This is a genomic window from Inediibacterium massiliense (assembly GCF_001282725.1).
Classification (GTDB): domain Bacteria; phylum Bacillota; class Clostridia; order Peptostreptococcales; family Thermotaleaceae; genus Anaerophilus; species Anaerophilus massiliensis.
Window position 1 is genome coordinate 1,354,272 of record NZ_LN876587.1, and the last position, 24,583, is coordinate 1,378,854.

26 protein-coding genes and 1 pseudogene are annotated in these 24,583 nt (G+C 29.0%); 5 read left to right on the forward strand and 22 right to left on the reverse strand.

Going from position 1 to position 24,583, the window contains the following annotated elements; all coding sequences use genetic code 11:
- Positions 1-20: 20 nt before the first annotated feature.
- From BN2409_RS15120 to BN2409_RS17690, 16 genes are all read right to left on the reverse strand, one after another.
- A complete protein-coding gene (locus BN2409_RS15120; RefSeq protein ID WP_053957437.1) occupies positions 21-1,271 on the reverse strand; it encodes a hypothetical protein in 1,251 nt (416 codons plus the stop codon).
- A 9-nt stretch (positions 1,272-1,280) separates the two neighbouring features.
- Positions 1,281-1,724, reverse strand: coding sequence for a flagellar export protein FliJ (fliJ, locus tag BN2409_RS15125; RefSeq protein ID WP_053957438.1), 444 nt, complete (start codon positions 1,722-1,724; stop codon positions 1,281-1,283).
- Positions 1,725-1,736: 12 nt separating this feature from the next.
- Positions 1,737-3,044 carry a flagellar protein export ATPase FliI gene (gene fliI, locus BN2409_RS15130; RefSeq protein ID WP_053957774.1) on the reverse strand — a complete coding sequence of 436 codons (1,308 nt, stop codon included), beginning with the start codon at positions 3,042-3,044 and terminating at the stop codon, positions 1,737-1,739.
- Positions 3,045-3,052: 8 nt separating this feature from the next.
- Complete coding sequence (locus BN2409_RS15135; RefSeq protein ID WP_199873059.1) at positions 3,053-3,814, reverse strand: FliH/SctL family protein; 762 nt, start codon at positions 3,812-3,814, stop codon at positions 3,053-3,055.
- Positions 3,807-4,817, reverse strand: coding sequence for a flagellar motor switch protein FliG (fliG, locus tag BN2409_RS15140; protein WP_053957440.1), 1,011 nt, complete (start codon positions 4,815-4,817; stop codon positions 3,807-3,809). Before fliG ends, BN2409_RS15135 begins: the two co-directional genes overlap by 8 nt.
- An 11-nt stretch (positions 4,818-4,828) precedes the next feature.
- On the reverse strand, positions 4,829-6,370 hold the full coding sequence (gene fliF, locus BN2409_RS15145) for a flagellar basal-body MS-ring/collar protein FliF (RefSeq protein WP_053957441.1): 1,542 nt from the start codon (positions 6,368-6,370) through the stop codon (positions 4,829-4,831).
- A gap of 34 nt (positions 6,371-6,404) precedes the next feature.
- The gene (gene fliE / locus BN2409_RS15150; protein ID WP_053957442.1) at positions 6,405-6,695 is read right to left on the reverse strand and encodes a flagellar hook-basal body complex protein FliE; all 291 of its coding nucleotides are present in this window, start codon (positions 6,693-6,695) and stop codon (positions 6,405-6,407) included.
- Positions 6,696-6,715: 20 nt separating this feature from the next.
- Positions 6,716-7,153: a flagellar basal body rod protein FlgC gene (flgC, locus tag BN2409_RS15155; protein ID WP_053957443.1), complete on the reverse strand. Its 438-nt coding sequence runs from the start codon at positions 7,151-7,153 to the stop codon at positions 6,716-6,718.
- 6 nt (positions 7,154-7,159) lie between these two features.
- A complete protein-coding gene (gene flgB / locus BN2409_RS15160; protein WP_053957444.1) occupies positions 7,160-7,573 on the reverse strand; it encodes a flagellar basal body rod protein FlgB in 414 nt (137 codons plus the stop codon).
- A 307-nt stretch (positions 7,574-7,880) separates the two neighbouring features.
- Positions 7,881-8,660: a GTP-sensing pleiotropic transcriptional regulator CodY gene (gene codY / locus BN2409_RS15165; protein WP_053957445.1), complete on the reverse strand. Its 780-nt coding sequence runs from the start codon at positions 8,658-8,660 to the stop codon at positions 7,881-7,883.
- A 432-nt stretch (positions 8,661-9,092) separates the two neighbouring features.
- Positions 9,093-11,168: a type I DNA topoisomerase gene (gene topA, locus BN2409_RS15170; protein ID WP_053957446.1), complete on the reverse strand. Its 2,076-nt coding sequence runs from the start codon at positions 11,166-11,168 to the stop codon at positions 9,093-9,095.
- A gap of 76 nt (positions 11,169-11,244) precedes the next feature.
- Entirely contained in the window at positions 11,245-12,324 is a 1,080-nt protein-coding gene (gene dprA, locus BN2409_RS15175) for a DNA-processing protein DprA (protein ID WP_053957447.1), read from the reverse strand.
- Positions 12,325-12,327: 3 nt separating this feature from the next.
- Complete coding sequence (locus BN2409_RS15180) at positions 12,328-13,857, reverse strand: YifB family Mg chelatase-like AAA ATPase (RefSeq protein WP_053957448.1); 1,530 nt, start codon at positions 13,855-13,857, stop codon at positions 12,328-12,330.
- Positions 13,858-13,907: 50 nt separating this feature from the next.
- Positions 13,908-14,261, reverse strand: a complete 354-nt coding sequence (locus BN2409_RS15185; protein ID WP_053957449.1) for a YraN family protein — start codon at positions 14,259-14,261, stop codon at positions 13,908-13,910.
- Between the two features lie 233 nt (positions 14,262-14,494).
- Positions 14,495-15,319 carry a CsxC family protein gene (locus tag BN2409_RS15190; protein WP_053957450.1) on the reverse strand — a complete coding sequence of 275 codons (825 nt, stop codon included), beginning with the start codon at positions 15,317-15,319 and terminating at the stop codon, positions 14,495-14,497.
- A 171-nt stretch (positions 15,320-15,490) separates the two neighbouring features.
- The gene (locus BN2409_RS17690) at positions 15,491-15,613 is read right to left on the reverse strand and encodes a hypothetical protein (protein ID WP_278320232.1); all 123 of its coding nucleotides are present in this window, start codon (positions 15,611-15,613) and stop codon (positions 15,491-15,493) included.
- 516 nt (positions 15,614-16,129) lie between these two features.
- Here BN2409_RS17690 and BN2409_RS15195 point away from each other — a divergent pair.
- A complete protein-coding gene (locus BN2409_RS15195; protein WP_053957451.1) occupies positions 16,130-16,708 on the forward strand; it encodes a hypothetical protein in 579 nt (192 codons plus the stop codon).
- A 133-nt stretch (positions 16,709-16,841) separates the two neighbouring features.
- On the opposite strand, the gene BN2409_RS17860 is transcribed toward BN2409_RS15195, so the two are convergent.
- The 3 genes from BN2409_RS17860 to BN2409_RS15200 all read right to left on the reverse strand — a co-directional run bounded on the left by BN2409_RS17860 (position 16,842) and on the right by BN2409_RS15200 (position 17,499).
- On the reverse strand, positions 16,842-16,994 hold the full coding sequence (locus tag BN2409_RS17860) for a helix-turn-helix domain-containing protein (protein ID WP_199873097.1): 153 nt from the start codon (positions 16,992-16,994) through the stop codon (positions 16,842-16,844).
- A 67-nt stretch (positions 16,995-17,061) separates the two neighbouring features.
- The gene (locus BN2409_RS17370) at positions 17,062-17,220 is read right to left on the reverse strand and encodes a hypothetical protein (protein ID WP_199873060.1); all 159 of its coding nucleotides are present in this window, start codon (positions 17,218-17,220) and stop codon (positions 17,062-17,064) included.
- 45 nt (positions 17,221-17,265) lie between these two features.
- On the reverse strand, positions 17,266-17,499 hold the full coding sequence (locus BN2409_RS15200; protein WP_053957452.1) for a helix-turn-helix transcriptional regulator: 234 nt from the start codon (positions 17,497-17,499) through the stop codon (positions 17,266-17,268).
- Positions 17,500-17,702: 203 nt separating this feature from the next.
- Here BN2409_RS15200 and BN2409_RS17005 point away from each other — a divergent pair, with 203 nt between their 5' ends.
- The 4 genes from BN2409_RS17005 to BN2409_RS15220 all read left to right on the forward strand — a co-directional run bounded on the left by BN2409_RS17005 (position 17,703) and on the right by BN2409_RS15220 (position 20,737).
- Positions 17,703-18,383 (forward strand): helix-turn-helix domain-containing protein, encoded by a 681-nt coding sequence (locus tag BN2409_RS17005; RefSeq protein WP_199873061.1) that lies wholly within the window; start codon positions 17,703-17,705, stop codon positions 18,381-18,383.
- A gap of 43 nt (positions 18,384-18,426) precedes the next feature.
- Complete coding sequence (locus BN2409_RS15210) at positions 18,427-18,750, forward strand: hypothetical protein (protein ID WP_242847975.1); 324 nt, start codon at positions 18,427-18,429, stop codon at positions 18,748-18,750.
- Positions 18,751-18,936: 186 nt separating this feature from the next.
- On the forward strand, positions 18,937-19,851 hold the full coding sequence (locus tag BN2409_RS15215) for a hypothetical protein (protein ID WP_053957453.1): 915 nt from the start codon (positions 18,937-18,939) through the stop codon (positions 19,849-19,851).
- Between the two features lie 184 nt (positions 19,852-20,035).
- On the forward strand, positions 20,036-20,737 hold the full coding sequence (locus tag BN2409_RS15220) for a hypothetical protein (protein WP_053957454.1): 702 nt from the start codon (positions 20,036-20,038) through the stop codon (positions 20,735-20,737).
- A 257-nt stretch (positions 20,738-20,994) separates the two neighbouring features.
- Here BN2409_RS15220 and BN2409_RS15225 read toward each other — a convergent pair whose 3' ends face one another.
- The 3 genes and pseudogenes from BN2409_RS15225 to BN2409_RS15235 form a co-directional block, all read right to left on the reverse strand.
- Positions 20,995-22,818: an ATP-binding protein gene (locus BN2409_RS15225; protein ID WP_053957455.1), complete on the reverse strand. Its 1,824-nt coding sequence runs from the start codon at positions 22,816-22,818 to the stop codon at positions 20,995-20,997.
- Positions 22,796-23,317, reverse strand: a pseudogene (locus BN2409_RS17740) (ABC-three component system middle component 2). Before BN2409_RS17740 ends, BN2409_RS15225 begins: the two are co-directional and overlap by 23 nt.
- A complete protein-coding gene (locus BN2409_RS15235; RefSeq protein WP_207642572.1) occupies positions 23,305-24,474 on the reverse strand; it encodes an ABC-three component system protein in 1,170 nt (389 codons plus the stop codon). Before BN2409_RS15235 ends, BN2409_RS17740 begins: the two are co-directional and overlap by 13 nt.
- Positions 24,475-24,583: the final 109 nt, after the last annotated feature.

Here is a 24,583-nt window from a genome sequence, read left to right on the forward strand (position 1 = left end):
CCCCCTTTCTCATAAATATATTATGGTAAACTTAATTTTTTTGATATTTCAGAAGCTATATTTGTATCTATTGTAGTAAGTACCTGAGCAACGGTCTTATCTTTTAGTTTTTTTAATACCTCTATTGCAATTTGTTGGTCAGTAATTACAATATCTTCTTTATTTTCAAAAGTATATCTTTGAGTCGTATTCTTACTTTTAAATAATTTTGTAATCATAGTACCAATCTCTTGTGGTTCCATTTTATTGTATACTTTTACCAAATTATCTATTTTATTATCAAAGTCTGTATAAATTTGAATAGCCTTTATAATATCCCCTGTTAATGTATCTGTTCCATTCTCTAAAATTTCATCTACCTTGATTTGTTCAAAAAGCTCATGTTTAAATTCTTTATCTTCTACTTTACATAACACTTTAGCTACTTGAGTCATATTCATATTTCTATAAATAATAGCTAAATCTTCTATTCCATATTTCTGAGTATTCCCAATATCTTCTACTAATTTTTCTGGTTTTTCTTCATTATAAATACTTGCAGTATTCATTAGTTCATTTTCTTTATCTTTCATTTGATTTAAAAGATCTTTTGCTTGTTTTTGTTTTTTTATAGAACTATAGTTAGAAATAAGTCTATATGCCATTTCTTCATCTAAAAATCTTAATGTAGTTGTTGCTTTCTTTTCATTTATTTGTTCTAAAACCAAACCCATTTCTTTATAAGAAATCCATTCATTCATTAAATCATCTTGTATGTCTTGTACAATATTGAGTGTAGATAATCCTTCGTAATATTTTGCCTTTTGCTTAATCTCTTCTTTTCTATCTTTTTCAATTTGATCTAAAGTAGCTGTTAAAATATCTTTTTTCATAGAATTTTGTCTGATTCTTTCTAAGACTGCTTCTGTTTTTCTACTATCCATTTGAGTCATCATCTTTACAATTTCTGTATATAACTGATTATCATCTTTTTGCATAATAAGTAGTTTATCAGAAGCACTTTCTTCATCTAAACTTACAAAATATCTTGCCACGTCTCTTTTTTGTTCTTGTCTTTCCTCTTTTGTCGGAAATCTCTCAAAATATGAACCTACAAAAGGTGCCTTTGTCAAATATTTATTTGCCGTATATTTAAAATTATCATTTGTAAAATATACAATTATGCCAATGACAATAGGAACCATAATAAAAGTGAGAATAATTTTGGCAATCAGTTTTCCTATTCCCATTTTCTTTGATTCTTCTTGTTCAATTTCTTTGTCCTTTGCCATTTTGTCCCCCTAATTGTTACTAAAATTTTTAAAAGTAACCAATTGATCTACAAAATTTGCTTCTTCCTTTTTTTGTTCTTCATGAAAGGTTTCTTTTGCTTTTTCTTTTAATTTTTCAAATGTCTTTTTTTCTTTAGAAGCTTGTATTAATTCATTTCTACATGTTATGATTTCATGATTGCATTTTTCTATTTTCTCTACTTGAGTGTCTATGTTTTTTTTCAAACTAACTAAATAAGTATGATAATTTTTCAAATGTCCTACATTTACACCTGCCTCCATTTTAGAAGCAATATGAATATGACAATTTGTTTGATAGTTTTCTAAATTCGTTAAGTGCATTTTCTCTTTTTTAAGTTTAGACTGAGCTTGATTGAGTTTCCCTTTTTTTGCATCCTCATATTTTTGCTTTACTTCTAGTAAATTTTCATACTTAAATTTAAAACCCTGCAACCAAATCACTCCTTACTTTAGAAGATTTTTCATTTGTAAAAGAGCTTCTTCATAATCTATTTTTTCATGAATTCCTTGCTTTAAATAATCATTAAGTGGATCAATCATTTCTATAGCATGGTCAATTTTAGAGTTGCTCCCTTTTACATATGCACCTATATTAATTAAATCCTCTGCCTCTTTATAAACAGCTAATGTATTCTTAAATTCATCCGAAAGTTTTCTATGTTCTTTATCTACAATATTAGGCATTACCCTACTTACACTTGCCAAAAGATCTATAGCTGGATAATGATTTTTATTGGCTAATTTTCTAGACAATACAATATGTCCATCTAATATCCCTCTAGCTGTATCTGTGATTGGTTCTGTTAAATCATCTCCATCTACTAAAACAGTATATAAAGCTGTAATAGATCCTTTGTCAGAATTCCCTGATCTTTCTAAAAGCTTAGGTAGTGCTGCAAATACAGAAGGGGTATATCCTTTTGTTACAGGAGGCTCTCCTACCGCTAATCCCACTTCTCTTTGTGCCATTGAAAAACGAGTCAAAGAGTCCATTAAAAGCATTACATTTTTGCCTGTATCTCTAAAATATTCAGCAATTGAAGTAGCAAGTAAAGCTCCTTTCATTCTTACTAATGCAGGCTGATCTGATGTTGCAATAACTAACACAGATCTTTTTAGCCCTTCCTCTTGTAGATCATTTTCAATAAACTCTCTTACTTCTCTTCCTCTTTCTCCAATAAGTGCAATCACATTTACATCTGCCTGTGTATTTCTTGCGATCATCCCCATCAAAGTACTTTTTCCTACTCCACTACCAGCAAAAATTCCTATTCTTTGCCCCTCTCCACAAGTTAAAAGTCCATCTATTGCTCTGACTCCTAATGATAAAACCTTCTCTATCTTTCTTCTTTGTAGCGGATTGGGAGGTTGATTGTTAACTGGATATTTCTTTGTGCTATTGATTCTTCCTTGATCATCTATTGGATTTCCTAAACCATCTAAAATACGTCCTAAAAGATCCTCTCCTACATTAACTGTCAATGTATCCCCTGTTGCTAAAACTTTACTTCCTGGTCCTATTCCATCCATTTCACTTAATGGCATTAAAAGAACTTTTTCATCTTTAAAGCCTACTACTTCTGCTTGAATAGGAGTATTTTGTTTCAGTGGATAAATATGACATAATTCTCCTAACTTTACTGCAGGCCCTAATGATTCTATGGTCAGTCCTACAACACGTGAAACCTTTCCACTATATTTGATGAAATTGCCAGTTTCCACAGCGTATCTGTACTTATTTAGACTCAGCATAGATCTTTTCACTCACTCTCTAACAATTCATAAAATAATGATTTTACTTGTTCAAACTGTGTTTGTATACTGGCATCTACACTCCCTGAAATAGTATCAATGATACAGCTACCTTTCGTTAAAGTAGCATCTTGTTTAATGATAATATCATCAATATTTTCTACCAAGCATAATATTTTCTCTTTCACACTACTTACATATTCATAATCATTAGGACTCACTCTTAAAGTTAGTGTTTCTGTATATGCACATTTATTGAGTCCTGACTTAATAAGTCCTATAATCGTTTCATGAGAACTTTCTATTTTATCATTCAGTAGTTTCTCTACAGTTTGAATCACCAAACCAATGACTTCTTTTTCTAAATTTTTTACTAAATTTTCTTTTGTTTTTAGCATCTCATTTTTAATTTGCAAAGCTTCGCGGATAAAATTTTGTGATTCTTCTTTGCCTTTTATATACCCATTAGAGTGTCCTTCTTCACACCCTTTTTTGTATCCATCTTCCTTTGCTTGTTCATATATTTTTTTCGCATCCTCATGTGCATCCTTAATAATCTGTTCTGCCTGTTTTTGAGACTCATTTATTTTTTCTTGCACAAGTAGTTCAATCTCTTTCATTTTTTGTTCGTGTATTTTTTCATAATCAATATCTTCGTAAGGATTTTCAAGAGTGATTTTTTCTTGTTCTTCGTCCTTTGAAACATTTTCTGATACGATTTGTTTTTTCTCGCCTAGGATTACATAAGAGGATTTAAAAATTTTAGACAATGATTTCATCTCCTCCTCCACGAGATATTATAATTTCTCCAGCTTCTTCAAGCTTTCTAATAGCATTTACAATTTTTTGTTGTGCTTCTTCTACATCTTTTAATCGAACTGGTCCCATAAATTCCATATCTTCTTTGATCATCTCTGCCATACGTTTAGACATATTATTAAAGATAATTTCTTGTACTTCCTCAGTAGCACCTTTTAATGCAACTGCCAATTCATTATTGTCTACATCACGTATAAATCTTTGAATAGATGTACTATCTAATGTAATAATATCTTCAAATACAAACATTCTCTTTTTAATTTCTTCTGCCAACTCAACGTCTTCAATTTCAAGGGATTCCATAATAAATTTCTCTGTTCCTCGATCTACCGCATTTAATAAATCTACAATTGCTTGTATTCCTCCAGCAGAAGTATAATCCTGTGTAACCATGGAAGATAATTTGTTTTCTAAAACAGATTCTACTTCTTTAATGATTTCAGGTGTAGTTCTATCCATAGTTGCAATACGTTTTGCAACTTCTGCTTGTTTGTTTTGAGGAAGAGCTGAAACAATTTGTCCTGCTTGCTGTGGTCCTAAATAAGATAAAATAAGCGCAATTGTTTGTGGATGCTCATTTTGAATAAAGTTTAACAATTGACTAGCATCTGCTTTTCTTACAAAGTCAAAAGGTCTTACCTGTAAAGAAGCTGTAAGCTTATTTACAATATCAAAAGCCTTTTCTGAACCCAATGCCTTTTCTAAGATCTCTTTTGCATAATTAATTCCGCCCTCAGAAATATATTCTTGTGCCAAACAAATTTGATAAAATTCTTCTAAGACCTTTTCTTTTTCTTCAGAAGAGATTCTTCTCATATTTGCAATTTCTAAAGTTAATTCTTCTATTTCCTCTTCTTGAAGATGTTTAAAAATCTTTGCTGACTTATCAGGTCCTAAAGATATTAATAGTACAGCTGCTTTTTCTTTTCCTGTCAATCCTGTTTTTCTAGACATCTCCTACACCTCTAATCTTCATTAATCCAATTTTTAAGCAGTTGTGCTGTGGCTTCTGGATTTTTATCAATAAATTTGTCGATTTGTTTTTTATACTCTGATTTCTCACTAACTTCTATTTCGATTTCGCTTGCCTCTTCCTCTAATGTTGGAATAGGAGTCTCTAATACTTCTTCCATCTCTTGTTTTCTTCTTCTCACTCTATATACTGTATATCCTAAAGCCCCTATCAACAATGCACCTAGTAAAGCCATAGCCCATAGTGGAATTGCTTCTAATCCTTTAGGCTCTTGTTCCATATTTGCAAATTCATCCTCTAGGGTATTGTCAAAATCCTTAGTCATTACTTCTACAACTTTTGTGTCTATGCCTGTTGATGCAGATACAAGATTGACTACTTTTTTACGATCTTCATCTGTTAATTCTTGGTTAGGAAGAGCCTTTTTATTTAAAACTATGGCAACTGTAATATCTTTGACTTGCCCCTTGGCTTTTACAAGCTTTTTATTCATTTCATTTAATTCATAATTAATAACTTGATTTGATTTTTTATATTTTGAATTGTTATTATCTGTCTCTTCATATTGTACAATATCTTCTGAGTTTGTATCTGTTCCTGGAACTCCACCTTCTGTTCCATTGACTACTTCTTCCTTTAGATCATTCATACTACGAACAAGTCCATTTGTTTCATCTTTAACAGGTGGTGCAAACTCTTTTACATCAGTTACTTCACTATCAAAATCAAGCTTTACATTTACCATAACTGCCACATTTTCTGGACCATATATAGTAGATAAAAATTCTGTTAAGCTATTTTGCATTTTACTTTGTACTTGATGTTGAAGATTTAATTGAGTAGAAGCATCAAAAGCTTCATCTTCGGATTCTTTATTTAAAACTTGTCCACGATTATCTACAACCGTTACATTTTCTGGGTCTAAATCTTTTACCGCATTAGAAACAATCATTATAATTCCATTAACTTGATCTTTAGATAACTGTACTTTTGGCTCTAGCTCTACAAAAACAGATGCCTTTGCCTTTTGATCTTGCATTAAAAAGTTTGTATCCTCTGGTACTGTTAAATTAACCTTTGCATTTTTTACTCCTTCAATTTCACGTATAACACTTGATAATTCATTTTTTTGAGCAATTAAAAATCTTTTTGCTCTTTCCTCATTAGTCATGGTTAAACTGGTATTATCCAGCATTTGTTCATATGAAAAATCTTCTTTTGGAAGACCTGCTACTGCTAAATTTGCTTGTGCTTTATTTTTATCTTCCTTTTGCACTAAAATACTACTTCCTGCATCATTTGTTTTCCAAGGAATAGCCATTTCATCAAGTTTTTGTGTGATTTCTCCTCGATCTTTTGGGGTAATATCATTAAATAAAACTACATATTCAGGCTTTGAAGTAAAATAAAATAATAATGCCATACTTATAACTACTAATAACCCACTGACAGCAATTTTAATCTTTTGCGCTTTACTCAACTGTTTATAAAAGTCATTTAATTGTTCTTTTATTTGTTCTAGTCCATTGCCCATCAATCCACCTCACTCCTTATGGATAAAATCATTTTTAAATTTGTAGTCTCATAATTTCTTTATAGGCATCTAGAACTTTATTTTTTACTTCTATAGTAAATTGTAAAGCGATTTCAGATTTGTCAGCTGCTATCATAACTTCATGAACATTATCAATTTCTCCCATAGCTGCAAGAGTATCCATCTTTTCTGATTCTATTTGATAATCATTAGCTTTATTTAATGCATCCTTCAAAAAACTTGAAAAACTTTCCGAATCTCCTATTTTTTTCGAGTCATAAGAAGTATCTCTTGCAGCTATATTCATAATACTATTTATATTCATTTTAAAATCCTCCATTTTCACTATCTACCAATTTCTAATGCCTTCATAGCCATACTTTTTGTAGCATTCATAGCCGTTACATTTGCCTCATAAGATCTTGTAGCAGAAATCATATTTACCATCTCAGTAACAATATCTACATTAGGCATTTGTACATATCCTTCATCATCTGCATCTGGATGTCCTGGATTGTAAACTTTTTTAAAGGGACTTTTATCCTCCTTAATACCAATTACTTCTACTCCACCTCCTACAGGCTCTCCATTCTTTACTTGGCTTAGCACTTCTGAAAAAGATGGGTTTACTTGCTTAAACACAGGGACTTGTCTACGATATGGCGTCCCACTACTTGTTCTTGTTGTATTTGCATTTGCTATGTTTTTAGAGATAACATCCATTCTTAATCTTTCTGCTGTCAATCCTGACGCATTTATATTAATGGAATGAAACATACCCATAAAAATTTACCTCCCGTCTTTTATTACCATTTTTAATTTTCTAAAATTAGAATTAATTCTTTGCGAAACTAAATTAAATTGAATTGTATTTTTAGCCAATTCTGCCATTTCTACATCAGCATCTACATTGTTTCCATCTTTTCGATACTTTCCATTTAAATCCTTTATGGAGATAGGTTCTATATTATCTATATTCTCTTTTCCTATCGAAAAATGTTTCTCATGTGTTCTTGTTCCTTGTATAGATGAAGTAGATAAATTTTCTTTTAAAATAGATTCAAATTGAACCATATTTCTTTTATATTTAGGTGTATTAACATTTGCAATATTATTAGATATAGCTTCATCTCTCATCCATGATGCATCTAATGACTTCTTTAAAATATTTATATTCCCAAAAGATTGATCAAAAATATCCATAATTTTCCCCCTATTATTTTATTACATATTCCATAATTATCCTATCCGATTTTTATTTTATGCAATTATTATATTTCGACATAAATTTCATTTTCCCTTCATTTTTCCTTCTTCTTTTTATTGCAAACTTCTTCTTTTCTTCCCTTATTATAATACATTTATACATAATTTGTTATAAATTTGCTTAAAATAGGAAATGGGCACTATATATGTATCACTTTCATTACTTAATACTTCATATTGAGTAAATATATTCTTTACTATATAGCAAAAGAACAACCTTTTGGTTGTTCTTTTATGGTATAGATTATCTTTTTAATTTTTCTAATTCTTCGATCAATTTGTCATTTAAAATTTTAATATGTGTTCCTTTCATTCCTAATGATCTAGATTCAATGACTCCTGCACTTTCAAATTTTCTAAGAGCATTTACAATAACAGATCTTGTAATGCCCACTCTATCTGCAATTTTACTAGCTACTAAAAGTCCCTCACTACCTTCTAATTCATCAAAAATATGCTCAACAGCTTCAAGTTCTGAATAAGAAAGAGTACCAATTGCCATTTGAACTACAGCTTTTTTTCTTGCCTCTTCTTCAATTTCTTCACTTTTTGCTCTTAGGATTTCCATTCCTACCACTGTAGCACTATATTCTGCTAAGATCAAATCTTCATCTATAAACATTTTATCATGTCTTGATAAAATTAAAGTACCTAACCTTTGTCCACTGCCATTAATAGGCACAACTGTTGCAAGCTTATCAATGCTTTCTACATCATATTTAAAGATTTCTAATAATTCATCTCCAGTTACATTGTATCTAGTTTCTGTTATCTTCATAAATTCCTCATTGTATTCATCTGGGAATTTTTGTCTTCCTGTATCTGAATCTGTAATAATAGGATTTTCTGAATCATCTATTAAATTCACTCCTAATACTTTACCTTTTTTACTAATTACATAAACATTAGCATCTAGTACTTGACTTAAAGTTTTACATAATTCGGAAAAGGAAACAGGTATATTTCCTGACTGTTGAAGTATTTTGTTTAGTTTTCTTGTTTTTTCTAATAGTGTATTACTCATTTGAATCCTCCTTGTAATATTTGTCTTATAATATAGTGTATGAGCTCTTCATCAAACTCTTATTTTTAGTTTGCTCTTTTATACAAAAATAATTTTTTATAATACATAGAAAATTATTTGCTTAATAACCCTGTTGATCCATTCATAATTTCTGTTATATATTTGCAAAAATTTATTTATAGATCTTCCAAAAGAAGACTTTTTATGTACCAAAGGTCTTTTACAAAATCATTTTAATCATTTCTGTTTTTAAAATCTTCTTGAAATTCTACTCTTACCAATCCCATATCCTATTTAAAATCTACATAATCGAGATTGGTTATACAGCATTATTTTTAATTTTAAGTATTCTCTGAACAAACCACAAGCAATAGTATCACATTTTTGCAATTTATTCAATATCAAATTTTAAAATTATTCATTTTTTTCAACTTATTCGTTCGTTTCCTCTGTCCTTTTATATTTACATTCTTTATTAGAACACTGAATCAATGTATCTTTTTTTCTAATTTTTTTGATCAAAATAGATTCACATTCTGGACACTTTTCATCAATAGGTCTTCCCCATGTCATAAAATTGCAATTTGGGAAACTTCCACATCCAAAAAACAATCTTCCTTTTTTTGATCTTCTTTCTACTAAATCTCCACCACATTTAGGACATTGTACCCCTATTTTTTTTACAAAAGGTCTTGTATGTTCACATTCTGGATAAGCAGAACAAGCTAAGAATTTTCCATACTTTCCATATTTAATTACCATATTTTTACCACAGACTTCACAAATTTCATCTGTTTCTTCTTCAATTAATTCTATTTTTTTGATTTCTTCTTCTGCATGTTTTAGAGTTTTCTCAAAAGGTTGATAAAATTCATCAATCACTTTCACCCACTCTACTTGATCTTCCTCAATTTTATCTAATTGTTCTTCTAGCTCTGCAGTAAAATATTCATCTAAAATATCTGGGAAATATGACCTTAATAAATCTGTAACAATCACTCCTAATTCCGTAGGTTTTAAGGCTTTATTTTCTCTTTCTACATATCCTCTACTCAATATGGTAGATATGATAGGAGCATATGTACTAGGTCTTCCAATATTTTTATCTTCTAATTCTTTTACTAACGAAGCCTCTGTAAATCTTGCTGGCGGTTGCGTAAAATGTTGCTTAGGATCCAATTTCTCTAGTTTTAGTTCTTGGTCTTTTGAAACCTCTGGAATTTCATTATCTGAAATAGCTCCATAGGTATATACTTTTAAAAATCCATCAAATACCAATTTTGATCCATTTGCTTTTAATAAATATCCATTATTTAAAATATCTACTGCATAAGTTTCATAAAGCGCATATTTCATTTGACTTGCTACAAATCTCTCCCAAATAAGTTTATACAATTTATATTGTTCTTTGCTAAGAGAAGATTTAATTTTTTCAGGATGCCTTTCTACATCTGTTGGTCTTATAGCTTCATGGGCATCTTGCGCTTCTTTTTTTGTTTTATACTTTTTTTCTTCCTCTGGAATATATTTTGTCCCATAATTTTCTAGGATGTATTTTTTAGATCCTTCCTGTGCTTCATTAGAAATTCTTGTAGAATCTGTTCTAATATAAGTAATTAAACCTACACTACCTTCTCCCTCTACATCTACTCCTTCATAGAGCTGCTGAGCTACTATCATAGTTTTTTTGGTAGTATAGCCTAATCTATTTGCTGCTTCTTGTTGCAAGCTACTAGTAGTAAACGGAGGATATGGATTCCTTCTTTTTTCTTTTCTTTTTACTTCAGATACAAAAAAAGTTCCTGCTTCAAGGTCTTTGATTACTTTTTGTACTTGTTCTTCATTCCCTAGTTCCATTTTTCCATCAGTCGTTCCATAAAACTTTGCCTCAAAGCTTTCACGACTATCATCATTTATAAAATTACCTATAATACTCCAATATTCCTTAGGTACAAAATCTTCTATTTCTTTCTCTCTGTCACATATGATCTTTGTCGCAACAGATTGTACTCTTCCTGCACTCAAACCTTTTCTAATTTTTCTCCATAAAAGTGGACTGATGCTATATCCTACCAATCGATCTAAAATACGTCTTGCTTGTTGCGCATCTACTAAGGTTTTATTGATTTTTCTAGGATTTTTTACCGCATTTTTAATGGCATTTTTGGTAATTTCATTAAATTCAATTCTACATTTTTCATCTTCATCAATATCTAGTATATGAGCTAAATGCCATGAAATAGCTTCTCCCTCTCTATCAGGGTCTGTTGCCAATAAAACTTTTTTGGCTTTTTTAACCTCTTTTTTTAAATCCTTAATTACAGGACCTTTTCCCCTAATGGTTATATAGTGAGGCTCATAACTATTTTCAATATCTATACCCATTTTACTTTTAGGTAGATCTCTCACATGGCCAACCGAAGCAGCCACTTTATAGTTTTTTCCCAAAAACTTCCCAATCGTTTTGGCTTTTGCTGGAGACTCTACAATCACTAAAGATTTTGCCACAACTTCACCCCCACTTGTTAAAGCAATAGTAATTATATCAAAAACCTTTTCAAATTTCAAAACATTATCCGAATAGTCATTTTATCATAAATAAATTTCCTGGCAACTGCTTGATCATATCTTTTAATTCTAGCACTGTAAGAATCCCATTGATTTCATCTATTCTTAAATTTAATTGTTGACAAATTAATTCTAAATGCATAGGTTGACTTTTGTAAATAGCATAATAAATTTCTTTTTCAATATCACTAAGATGTATTAAATTTTTTATTGGATTAGGATCATTTCCAATATTTAGTTCTTCTAATACATCTTCTATATTTGTTACTAATTTTGCTCCTTGCTGAATAAGTCTATTGGTTCCTTCACTTAAAGGATGATTAATATTTCCTGGCACTGCAAATACTTCTTTTCCTTGTTCTAATGCAAGCTCTGCACTAATTAAAGACCCACTTTTGATTCCTGCTTCTACTACAATAAGCCCCTTAGCAATCCCACTAATAATTCTATTTCTAGCAGGAAAATGTTGTGGTAATGGCTCTACATCTACTCCATACTCAGATAATAGTACTCCACTTTTTTCAATTTCTAGCATCAATTTTTGATTTGTCTTAGGATAACATATATTTAGACCACATCCTAATATAGAGATGGTTCTACCTCCATTCTCTATTGCCCCTTTGTGAGCCATTGTATCTATTCCATAAGCCATTCCACTTACTACGGTAATTTTCCTTTGAGCAAGTTCTTTTGCAAGATGATAGGCTACATATTTTCCATAAGGTGAGGCTTTTCTAGATCCTACTATGGCTACCGCATTTGTATCTTCATCGGAAAAATTTCCTCTTTTAAAAAGTAAATAAGGAGCATTATAAATATATTTTAAATCTTTTGGATATTCTTTATCCTTTTTAGTAATAATATCTATTTTATATTTTTCCATTTTTTCTCTCCACCGAGAGATCATACATAAATCTTTATTTTCTATTATGTTATGAATCACACTTTTATTTATTCCACTTAGCTTTTTTATATCCTCTATAGAAGCATTATAAATATTTTTAGCATTTCCAAATTTTTTGATTAAGTACTCTATAGTTTGATTTCCTACGCCACTTATACTGCGTAACCATACTAAATAATCATTTTCATTCATATATTACCCACCCCAAAACTTTCGATCTAAGCCTCTATATTGAATAGCCTCTGCAATATGGTTTGTTTTTATATTTTGACTTCCCTCCAAATCTGCGATCGTACGACTTAATTTAATAATACGAGTATAAGCTCTAGCACTTAATCCTAACTTATGGAATGCATTTTCCATTAATTTTTTCTCCTGCTCTCCTAGTTTGCAATACTTTTTCATTTGATTCCCATTTAATTGAGAATTAAACAAAATATGATCTTTTTTATATCTTTCTAATTGGTTTTGTCTTGCTTGTTCTACACTTGTTCTCATTTGAGTAGAATTTTTCCCTTCTCTTTCTTTTGATAGCTCTTCATAAGAAATAGGAGAAACTTCTATGTGCATATCTATTCGATCTAATAGCGGTCCTGAAATTTTTGATAAATATCTTCTTATTTGTGTAGGTGTACAAGTACATTCATGAGATGAATCTCCATAATAACCACAAGGGCATGGATTCATACTAGCTAATAAAATAAACTTAGATGGATATGTAAAATTGCCATATAGTCTTGCAATAGTAACCTCTTCATCTTCAATGGGTTGGCGTAACATTTCCAAAACTCTTCTTTCAAATTCAGGAAGTTCGTCTAAAAATAAAACACCATAATGAGATAGTGAAACTTCTCCAGGTTTGGGTTTTCTTCCTCCACCTATTAAAGCTGTACTTGAAATGGTATGATGAGGTGATCTAAAAGGTCTTTTCTGAATTAAAGATAAATGATTAGAAAGCTCCCCTGCCACACTATAAATTTTAGTGACCTCTAAACACTCTTCATAGGTCATTTCAGGAAGAATACTAGGAAAACATCTTGCTAACATAGTCTTTCCTGATCCAGGAGGCCCTATCATCATAATATTGTGTCCTCCTGCTGCTGCAATCTCAAAAGCTCTTTTTACTAGTTCTTGGCCTCGTACATTACCAAAATCTTCTTTTGGATTATATTCATTTGTTATGTGAACATTGGCTTTATAAGGATCAATAGGCATTTCTCCCTTGAGATATTCAATTACATTTGATAAATGATCACAAGGATAAATCTCTACATCTTCAATCATAGCTCCTTCTTCAGCATTTTCTATAGGTAAAATGATTTTTTTAATACCTTGATTTCTAATCCCAATCACAAGAGGAAGAGCTCCTGTTATTTTATTTAATTTTCCATTTAAAGATAATTCTCCAATAAAAGCAAATTTGTCTATATCTGCATTCTCTAATTGTTCAGATGCTTGTAAAATTCCTAAAGCCATAGATAAATCAAAATGTGTTCCTTCTTTTTTTGTATTGGCTGGAGCTAAGTTTATGGTGATCCTTTTTAGAGGAAAATCAAAGCCTGAATTTTTAATAGCTGCTCTAATTCTCTCTTTTGATTCCTTTACAGCTACATCTGGAAGTCCTACAATATTCAAAGCAGGAAGACCATTAGAAATATCTACCTCTACTTCTGTAATATCTCCATCCAAACCATTTAAAACACAGCTGTAAACTCTTGATAACAATTTTAAGCCTCCTCGATTCATTAAATATACTGTTAAGTATTACATATTCATCAGATTATATTCACAATATGATGAATCAAAGGATTTTTAGAATCATTCATAATAATTTCTATTCCATCAAAACGAAAATCACAATCTTTAATATGCTTTGTTTGTAGGTAATACTCTCCTGTATGCAATAGATGTATTTTCTTCTTTTGATTGATGGCTTCTATAGGTCTTCCATAGGATAAATTTTTCCTAGTTTTTACTTCCACAAATACATATGTATCATTTTTATAAGCAATAATATCTATTTCTCCAAAATGACATCTGTAATTCATAGTGATAATCTTATATTTTGATTTTTTTAGGTGCTTTGCTGCAATATTCTCCCCTAATCTTCCTAACTCTTTTGGATTCATAAAAAATTACTTCCTTAATATATTCTCCCCTTTGATGTATTTAAAACCATATAGTGTTATACATTTTTTGTAAAAAACCCTTTATCTATTCATTTTTTCTGAATATTTAATTATCTTCACGTTGTATTTTTTTCTATATCTAAAAAATCCTTTTAAAAACTCTATCAAAAGGTAATTTTATAATAAAAAATCTCTAAGCACCTCATATAAGTGCTTAGAGATAAGAATTTTATTTAACAGTCGCAAGGACAATGGCATGGACAATCAGATATAGGTTCTACTGCACCAATCGCAACTTGTCTTTTTTGAAGTATCTTCAGGGTAATAAATAAAACCATCTTTTCTTCAATTTGTCTAAATGCTCTTTCTTCAAAAGGCATTTTTCCTCTGCTACAATCTGTATAGTTAAGAATTTCGTCAAACTCTACAATTCTTGCCTTAATCAATTCACAGAAAGGAAGTTCATTAAAATGTTCTTCACTTATTTGATTAAATTCACGAAGATCTCCTGATAACAATTTATCTTTAGATCCAAATCCGTCATTATTTAAAGCTTCTTCTCTAAAATACTCAAACTCTGCTGCTCTATTACATTTTGGTGGAAGTGGTTCAATTCCATTAAATGAAATTGGAGTTGTGCAACTAAATGGTACATCTACTGTACAATGTTTGATATCTCCACAAAATCCTTCTTCATTGGAACATTTTCTTGTAGTATATTCAATGTTTTTTCTTACAAATCCTTTTATAAAAAGCATATTAGTATTTTGTAAAAGTAAACATTGAGTTACTTTTACACGCTTTTTAATATTTTTAATTTCCCATGCAGGCTCTGGTAGGGTAATAAAAGAATCCACATTTACCTTTACAGTTAATTCAGCAAGTACTACAGGTATTTTAGCAATAGAACCTGTTGTTAGAGAACTAATATCAACAGGTGTATTCACACATTCTTCTGAAGTTCCTCCAGATACCTCTACACAATTTCCTGTGCAACCTCTTATTTGTACTTGATTTTTTTGTAAATTTTGTATTGGATTATATTTATTCCATGACATTATTGTTTACCTCCTTATTAGATTCTAATTGATATAAGTTATCCCTTGTCCTGTATCTTGGTATATATTATGCAGATTGTCCCATTAGGTGATTTTACATTTATAAATTTAATCCGTATAAAATCTTTATTTTCGTCCATCACATGAAAGGCACCCATTCCTGAGTGCCTTTCACCTGTACATGCAGTATTTGCGAGATACCCCTGTCCTTATAAAATTTTCTATATCATCTACAATAAATTGTTGTGTTTCTATTTCAATACATAAATCTTTGTAATTATCTATACAAGTCATTGAATTCCCCCTTTGTTCCTAGACACCAGGTATATCTAGGAGTTAGTATTTATGTGGTGTGAGTATATTTTTTATTCCTAGGATTGCTATCTTCCCTAGCCTTATGTCTAATTATTATCCAATTTATACAAATTATGTTATAATATAGTGAAATTATATTAATTTAGGAGGGATATGATGGAACTTAACGGAGACATAGGTGGATATTTGCAAATATTATTAACTCTTTTATTTAAGCTTTTACAATTACTATAATACTAATATTTTTATGCTTAGTATTTAAAATTCTATTTATTATTTTATTTTTCTCAATATCAGAATTTGGTACTTAGATAAGATTTAAACATCATGATGAAAGCAAAGCATTTTTTTATTATAATTATAGAACTAGCTCTCACCATAATGTTCTTTTGTTCTTTTTTTGAGAATCGCTAATATTCAGTTCAATAGATATTACAGATTTTTCATTTTTTGTTACAATAAATTATTGATTAATATTTTCATACGGAGGTTCTTATGCAAAAAAATAATGATTTATTAACTTGTGGGATTGCTATAATTATAGGAGTTATTTGGATATTTTTCACAAAATCGAGCACTTTATTAAATTTAATAATTCAAACTCTAATTTCATTTTTTTCACTAGGTGCATTCTCTAACTTTTTGACTAATGTATTAGGATTTGATAGTTTTAAAAAAAATTCAAGACCACTGCTTATTACTATTGTCATTAAACCTATAGCTGTTTTCATTTTCTTCTCTACAAAATTATTCTCTTTAGTTCCACTACCTCAAATATTATCTGGAATTTGCTTTGTTTATTATGGCTACGGTCTTAAGAATATAAATCATACTTTATTTGGCCTTATCAAACCGATACAATATACATTTATTACATTAGGTATTGCAAAAATTTTATTCGGAACCAATATGTTATTTCACCTAAAACCTTTAACTTTAGTTTCAATGTATCTAAAACTAAGAAGAGAAGTTATGCTTTATTCATTTGCAATAGTTCAAGAATTTCTTTTTTTAAGTATCTTAGCCATGATTATTTATGTATTTATAAGATATTCCAAATATGATCAAGCATAACATGTTTATACAAGAGTGCTTCTAGATAAGCACTTTTTTCATTACTTAGACTAAATAATCCTCTCCTCTTTTACTTCTATTCTTTTCTTATATTTATTTAATCACCTTCAAAGTCAATTTTGGATATCTATATTCAAACATCATCTTTTGGTATGGTTTTTCCTGCTTCATAATCATCTACTGATCTGATACTTACATTAATCAGTTCGGCTGCATGTTCTTGTGTAAAACCTGCATTCTTTCTGCATTCACATTCACCCCCTTTCCATATAAAATGAACTTGTATTCCAAAATCCTTTTAATTTAGGACAACCCTTCTTACTCATACACTTCCTTTTCTTGTTGACCTTAGCCTAGTGGTCATCCTTCTTTCCATCTTTCTTGTTCTTCATATGGCTTCTCCTTATTGCTGTGGCTAAAAGCCTAATAAATTCTTTTTCTCTCTCCTTCACATCTTCACTAGGCTCAACTCTCACCTCTACAATTTCTGGTATTGGTAATCTTCTTGACATACTATCTCTCCTTTCATGCTTTTTATTTAGATGGGTAAAATATAATTATGCTATTGTTTTATTTTTTATTGAGTTAAACTCAACATTCTTTTGAAAAAAAATATCCATGACATCTGCTTTTAGTTCTTTTGCTATTCGTACTTTAATTGAGTCAGGTGGCTGAATTTCATTTTTTTCATATCTACTTATTGTTGATTTATCTTTACCTATACGATTCCCTAATGCTTGTTGAGATAATTCTGCCTGCTCTCTATAAAATTTGATTTTATTATAAATCATACTTTCACCATCCTTTCAAGTGTTTTTTTGTTGAGTATTACTCATTAAATATAATGTATCATCTTGTTGAGTATTATGCAATAGTTTTTTTGTAAAAATATCCTTTATTGATAATTACTCACTTATAATTTTAGATGTTGCACTTTACGCAACATTTAAATTAGACTATAATAATATATAATTGATAAGATGGAGTGGTGAAGTTGATTAATTTTGGTAGTTTTTTAAAAGAAATAAGAGAAAATAAAGAACCTAAAGTATCGATGCGTGAATTAGCAAGAAGAACAAATGTTGATCCATCATATATTAGTAGAATAGAAAAAGGTGAATATATTCCATCTCGCGATGTTGTAAAAAATATTGCAAAAGCACTTGGAGAAAATTCTGATGAATTTTTATTACATGCTGGTTATGTTCCTCTAGAAGAATTAATCCAAAGAACTGGAAGAATAAACAGAATCAATAGTGAATTATCACTAAAGACATTAGGAGAAAAATTGAAATTTTTAAGAGAAAGAAGTAAATTAACTCAAACTGAACTCGCTAAAAAATTTACAAATAAAAACTTTAATATAACAAGTGCAGCCATATCTCAATATGAATCAAACAAACGCATTCCTGATACAGATATTCTTGCTATGTATGCTAATCTATTTAATGTAACTATTGATTGGATTTATGGTCGTACAGATATCAGCTCATCATCCGATCAAATTGATGAAGCTATTAAAGATGCTCCTGAACTACAAGACTTTTGGAAAGAAATGAAAGAAAGAGAAAGTCTACAACTTCTTTTTAAACAAGTTAAAAACCTCTCTGATAAAGACGTTAAACAAGTAATGAGAATTATCAAGGCTATTGAAGATGAGGAAGAAAATGAGTAGATAATAGGATATGATAGCACTTGGCACAAAGGGGGCAATCATAATGATGAATATTCTAGAATCTGCAATTTTGAAAGGTTTAAAATCAAAAGAGATACCTTTTCATGATGTTATGAATGCTTTTAATATCAGAACTAGCATTGCGTTTAATCTTAGTACAAGCATTCAAGGTTTTGTTTATGTAAGTAAGAAAAGCAATTATCATATTATCTTAAACGGAAATATTAATTATGAAACCCAATGCAGGGTTTTTCTTCATGAGATCAAGCATATTATTAAGGATTTACCTCGTATGACTTATATCATTGGACTGGATATGCAGAATGAAAAGTTTGAAATTGAAGCAGATAATTTAAAATTAGGATAGAAATAAAAAGAACTCAAATTTGATTTGAGTATTTTTTAGAAGATTATAAGGAAATATTTTCTTTTATTGTTATTATATTGATAAGTTATATTCCAATAATGTTTATAATGGAAAGATGGAAAAAATGAATATTTAATTTGTGAATGAAACTAATTTCAAAGCTATACTTGATGATAGGAGGATAAAATGAAATTTGAAGAACTTATGAACTTTTATAATAATAAATATAGTATACGATTTAAATTTAATGAATTAAATAAATCAATATCGATTGATATAGATAGAAAAAAATATTACGACAAGTGGATGGAAAAATATTCAAATTTATTTAGAAGTAAAAATTCAAATATACACATGGAATGGAGTATTCGAAATAGTAAAGCAATGAAAGAAATCTACCATTCAGCAACATTTTATATTGAAAGTAAAAAAGCATTAGAAAATGGTATGTTAGGTTCATTTTATTTTCTATGTTATTATTCATTATTTCATGCCATGTTATCAACTCTTTACTATGATATTACTCAAAATATTTCTAATTTAATAAATATAAATCATTCCAAAGTATTAAATTGTTTTATTAGTAACTTCAATAATAAAAATAATCCTATTTTTCCTTATGATATAAAACAGTATTTTTTGAATTTAAAATTTATGAGAGAATCTTATTCATATTGTATGCCACTAAACGAAATGTTTCAACCTATTTTAAAAGAACATAATCCAATTGAAACCCTTGAAAAATATTTAATACTATGCTATCAAATTTCAAGTTTTCATTCTTGTCTTTTATCTAAAAATGTTAATGGATCACTAGATATAAACGGAAATTTGCGTAATTCATTTTCTAAAATGTTTTATAAAGTAAATGGTACAGTTAATCCCAATGATGGAAAACTCTATTTAGATCCACTAAATGAAAATGAATTCTACGAAATAAGAAAATATCATTGTTGGATAGAACCATTTCCTATAGAATTAGACCATTTTTTTGATGAATTCAGAGGTTATAATGTTGATAATCCTATATACGATGTTGATAAATATTTAGAAATTGGAACTAAAGCTCATAGATTTGTTTATGATTCATTGCTATATTGAAAAAATAAATTAGACATGGTGTATCTATACTAATTAAGCTAATAATTAAAAGAAGAAACCTAATTTTAAAGTATGTAAATGTCCAATATATGTATTGAGATAGAATTAAATACATTTAATAAAGGACTTTTTTGAATGATTTTAAAAAAGTTTAAATTCAAATTTAATTTACTAGGAGAGAAATATGAAAAATAGAATGTTAAAACCTTGGATTAAAGGCAATGAGAGCATAACACCCCAAAATTTTATTTCAAATAATGAACCGGATTTTGAATTAGGTGCATTTATTGGAATCGATGAATATGTAGATTTATATAAAGCGAATGAATTTGATAGTGGAAATTTAGAAACATCTTGGAATAAAACAAGAAAATATATTGAAGAAGCACTAGAAATTGTAAATATTGATTTAGAAGAAGTGAGTGATATTAGATTAGATAATGAGGAAAAGCACTTGATATTGCATAAGCTGGGAGAACCTCCTTTATGTAGTTACAACATTTACATTATAACTATTTACAATGAGGCAGAAGAACGAATTGTATATATTGGTAAAACTGATGCTAAAAATAGCAGATTTTCAAATGGTCATTTAGCTGCATTAAAATTACATAACCCTATTTATGATTCATATAAAAAAAGAGTATATTTTGGGACACTAGTATTTTTAGATAAAGAAAAAAACTACTTACCTTTGGAATATATAGCACCCTTAGATTTAGCTAAGAAAATATTATCAGACACAGAAGCTATACTAATTAGTTATTTTAAGCCAGAACTTAATAAGCAGTTACTAAATGCAAGTAGCATAACTATGAAAACAATGTTTCACATTCAAAACTTTACAGATACTTATCCATTTTTAAATGACCTATTTGTAGGATAATTATTAATTACTAGTTGAAAATCGTATCAATTTTTAAGTATAAACAAAAGTGAATTTTGTCTATCTATCCATATTTTATTCAGTAAAATTCAAATACTCACTATTACTTAAAAACCCCTGAGATTAGATGTATTCTGATCTCAGGGGGTTTTTCTCTATTTGGCATAGGATAAAATAATTAAAACAGTATTATTTACAATAACTAATTTTTCTTGAATCTCTAATAACCTATATAGTAATTAGCTTAGAATTTTCTTCTACTCTAACAGTCCATCTCTTCCTTCTTTATGCCCATTTGTAAATTCGATTACATGGATACTTCCCTTATCAATTTTAGGAGGCTCTTTATTCTCTAATACTATAATTTGTATTCCAGATTTTAAAGCTAATTCCTTAAAGAAATTATCTGCAATAACATCTGCTATGATTTCGTTACTCTTAACTTTAGAACGTTCTTTCAATGATAGCAAAGGAGAATCTAAAACTACAAATCCATTATGTAAGAAATCTTTGAAGGTACAATATTCAAGAAGTGAAACTACCATTGCTGCAGCTAGTATTGCTCGATGTCCCTTACCATTAGATATTCTTAGTTTATTGTCAAGAGATATATCTAATGTGTTCTCATTGAATTCACAAATATTATAAGCTGGATATAGCCAAGCTGTCAAATTTGAATCCAAATATTTAATATACTCATCTATACAATTTAATTTTATAGAACTATCATAATTGCATTTTTCAACTGGAGCTACTAATTGCCTATCCAATTCAGCCATTTGAGTAGCTATTTTTTTTAGTAACAATTGCTTTTGAGTAATAGTATTCTTTAACAATAGTTTCTCTTCCATTGCTTCTATTTCTATGTGAACGGGATCTAATTCATTATCTATTATTATTTCAATGTTGTTCTGTATTTCATTATATTTATTTTGCATAGTAGTAATAGAATCACTAAGTAGTCCAATTTTTTTTTGATGATATCCAATTGATTGCTTAATATCTTTTATCTGTAAATGAATTTTTGTTAATTCAGCTTCATAAGCTTCTTTTTTATAGCCATCAAAAAAAGATGTGCTGTCGCATTTTTCAGCAAATTCAGAACCACATGTAGGACATTTTATATCAACAAGCTGATCCAAATAGAAATTACCTTCTTGTATAAATTGTAAGCGTTCCCTGTCAATAAATAGATTTTCTATATATAAGTTAAATCTATTTATAATCTCTTGTGAAAATAGCTTTTCTGTTTTCAGCTTACGTTGTTCAGTTATAATTAATGACTGTTCCTCACGTAATCGAAGGATTTCTGTATTTAAAACTGAAATCCTCTCCTGCAAATCATTCAATTCCTGTTTTGGGTCATAATCTAGATCACTACTAATATCATCAGAGAGCTCATCAATTTCGTTCAACAATTCTTGTTTTAATACTAACAAGCTGTTTATACTTCCACTTAATCTCGTCTTTATTACTTCCTTTTTTTCGACCGGATTACATTTACTATCATCTTCATTCTGAAGATAAAGCTTAAAGGCTGATCTTTCTTCAGTTGCTGTAGTTAAAACACCACTTAAAAATGGAGACCACTCTGCACTAATTATCTTGGCTTCATCTAAAATTGAAACTAACATTAATTTATTATAAGTCAAATTTATTTTATCACCATTTGCATTTTTTCTTAATTGAAAACCAGTTCCATCCAGTATTGATAGTAAAAATTCAGAAATAGTCCTTTTTTTCTTAGTTGCATTTTTAGGCCTACAGTATTCTACTGAATTAGTATCAATAAAACAAACTATTATATCTTTAGAGTTATCTCTTATATCTCTTGTAATCCTATACTCCCCGCTTTTGGTTTCTATAGTTATTGATATAGTACTATAACCTATTAACTCTGGTATTCCATTTAATTTTCTTGTATGATCTTTTCCAAAAACATGTTGGATGGAAAGTAAAATTAATGATTTTCCAGTATTTGATTCTCCATGAATTACATTTAAACCATCTTTAAGCGTAATTGATGAGTGCTTTGTTTTACCATCATAATCTATTTCTCTAATCTGTAATCTTGATTTCATCTAAACCACCTCTTAATAGTGCTTCATTTGGATATTCATTTGCAGTTAATTTTATGCTACTTTTAAAACTCAAATCCAATTCTTGTATACTTTTTTTCCCCAAGTAACAATTAGCATATTCAATATTCTTAATTAGTTTTTGTGAATAAGTAGTATTAAATAAATTAACAATATTCTTGCTATACGGATTAGCTTTATATTCAATTCCCGTTTCAGTATAAGCAACCTCTATCAAATCCTTTTTAATTAGTATGTTTATGGCCTTCTTTATTATTTCTTTTTTAGCTAAAATCTCTCCACCTTTGTATGGATTTTCTTTATGAAGACTTTTATATCATTTATCGAAATCATGCAATCGTGTTGATACATAATCATAATATGCAAGTTTAGCAACATCAAAAGTTTTATCCTCATTTTTGACCATTATAAAAAGTATTCTTAATGATAATTCAAATGGTGAATTAAGAAATTGTATTTTTGAATTTATTATTTTATCCATTTTATTTTCCCTTCATTAACTAATCTATGACACATTCCCTTTTTATCATGCGGTGTTAGTATTGTTCTTAAAGGATACGCATCTAAATTCATTGTTGTACTTCTTTCTAAAGAATCGTTTAATTTTTTATAGCCATTCCTAAACGGATCAGTAACTATATCACTTATGCCCTTATTTATAAGTTCTTCAATATCGTAAATAGGTTTGAAAGAAGGGAGATTATCCCGAATCATATTTCTGTATGATTCAATACTATAAAAATAAGTTCTTTGTATTTGAAAATGTTCAAGATATTTATTATTAATTTCATTTGGTCTCTCATACTGTACATTATCTAGTTCAGAGTAAACTTTACATAATTCCTGTATATAAACATTTTCTCTATTTTCTATAACACTAGGTACTATAGTATCTTCTCTATTAAATTTTACAAATGATGCTCCCAGATAATAATGAGCGTATTTTGAAACAGAAAATTCATGTATGAGTTCCTGAGGAGTTATTTCTTCAACTATCGAAAAATCAAAATTGCTAATATATTTTTCAAACCCTTTTAATTTTTTTATATATTCATTGTTAAACTTATAATTATTTGAATTCATTGTTTTAACCAATTCATTATTAAATTTTGTATAATTATTTCCTTCAAGAAATGAGGTTCTAAGTATATTCGAACATCCTTTTGGGCTTACAATATAATATTTTTGAGGTGATATATAATGACCTTTAAAAACATGATAACAAACTTTTAATAATTCTTTAGCAATAATAGAATAACTTATCTGTAATTCATAATGTTTACATTGATAAATATCCATTAAAGTTTCATTATTATAGAAACACACTATGTCACGGCCACCATCATTGGCTCCAGCATTTTTTAATATTTTTTCATATATATCTTTTTTACAATCAAATAACCATACTTCTGTCATCTCCTCATATTTACTAGGATCCATTATCTTAATTCTATCTTGCGGAGTTATTGAGGGATCATAATATAAATCTTTTAAAGATAGATTAGTAGGAAGCGTTATAGGTATAAAATTTAACACAATATAGTTCCCCCTTAAAAGTATAGATATTACTATTCTCTCTAATTTTATTTTAAATGTAATTTTCTGATTATAGCTTATCATTTTTCCATCATTACTCAACTTCTTTACTTTTTAAACATTAGTCACCAAATTACATGCCTATAAATATAAACCCATATACATTCTACACAATTCCCTTTCCAAAGTTTGTAAAATTGTGTCGAGTAAA

Bases quoted from the DNA above. Each gene is read 5' to 3' on its own strand.
- BN2409_RS15120 (WP_053957437.1), bottom strand. From the start codon at position 1,271: ATGGCAAAGGACAAAGAAATTGAACAAGAAGAATCAAAGAAAATGGGA.
- fliI (WP_053957774.1), bottom strand. From the start codon at position 3,044: ATGCTGAGTCTAAATAAGTACAGATACGCTGTGGAAACTGGCAATTTC.
- fliG (WP_053957440.1), bottom strand. From the start codon at position 4,817: ATGTCTAGAAAAACAGGATTGACAGGAAAAGAAAAAGCAGCTGTACTA.
- fliF (WP_053957441.1), bottom strand. From the start codon at position 6,370: ATGGGCAATGGACTAGAACAAATAAAAGAACAATTAAATGACTTTTAT.
- fliE (WP_053957442.1), bottom strand. From the start codon at position 6,695: ATGAATATAAATAGTATTATGAATATAGCTGCAAGAGATACTTCTTAT.
- flgC (WP_053957443.1), bottom strand. From the start codon at position 7,153: ATGGGTATGTTTCATTCCATTAATATAAATGCGTCAGGATTGACAGCA.
- flgB (WP_053957444.1), bottom strand. From the start codon at position 7,573: ATGGATATTTTTGATCAATCTTTTGGGAATATAAATATTTTAAAGAAG.
- codY (WP_053957445.1), bottom strand. From the start codon at position 8,660: ATGAGTAATACACTATTAGAAAAAACAAGAAAACTAAACAAAATACTT.
- dprA (WP_053957447.1), bottom strand. From the start codon at position 12,324: ATGAATGAAAATGATTATTTAGTATGGTTACGCAGTATAAGTGGCGTA.
- BN2409_RS15185 (WP_053957449.1), bottom strand. From the start codon at position 14,261: ATGAATCCAAAAGAGTTAGGAAGATTAGGGGAGAATATTGCAGCAAAG.
- BN2409_RS15190 (WP_053957450.1), bottom strand. From the start codon at position 15,319: ATGTCATGGAATAAATATAATCCAATACAAAATTTACAAAAAAATCAA.
- BN2409_RS17690 (WP_278320232.1), bottom strand. From the start codon at position 15,613: ATGACTTGTATAGATAATTACAAAGATTTATGTATTGAAATAGAAACA.
- BN2409_RS15195 (WP_053957451.1), top strand. From the start codon at position 16,130: ATGCAAAAAAATAATGATTTATTAACTTGTGGGATTGCTATAATTATA.
- BN2409_RS17370 (WP_199873060.1), bottom strand. From the start codon at position 17,220: ATGTCAAGAAGATTACCAATACCAGAAATTGTAGAGGTGAGAGTTGAG.
- BN2409_RS15200 (WP_053957452.1), bottom strand. From the start codon at position 17,499: ATGATTTATAATAAAATCAAATTTTATAGAGAGCAGGCAGAATTATCT.
- BN2409_RS15210 (WP_242847975.1), top strand. From the start codon at position 18,427: ATGATGAATATTCTAGAATCTGCAATTTTGAAAGGTTTAAAATCAAAA.
- BN2409_RS15215 (WP_053957453.1), top strand. From the start codon at position 18,937: ATGAAATTTGAAGAACTTATGAACTTTTATAATAATAAATATAGTATA.
- BN2409_RS15220 (WP_053957454.1), top strand. From the start codon at position 20,036: ATGAAAAATAGAATGTTAAAACCTTGGATTAAAGGCAATGAGAGCATA.
- BN2409_RS15225 (WP_053957455.1), bottom strand. From the start codon at position 22,818: ATGAAATCAAGATTACAGATTAGAGAAATAGATTATGATGGTAAAACA.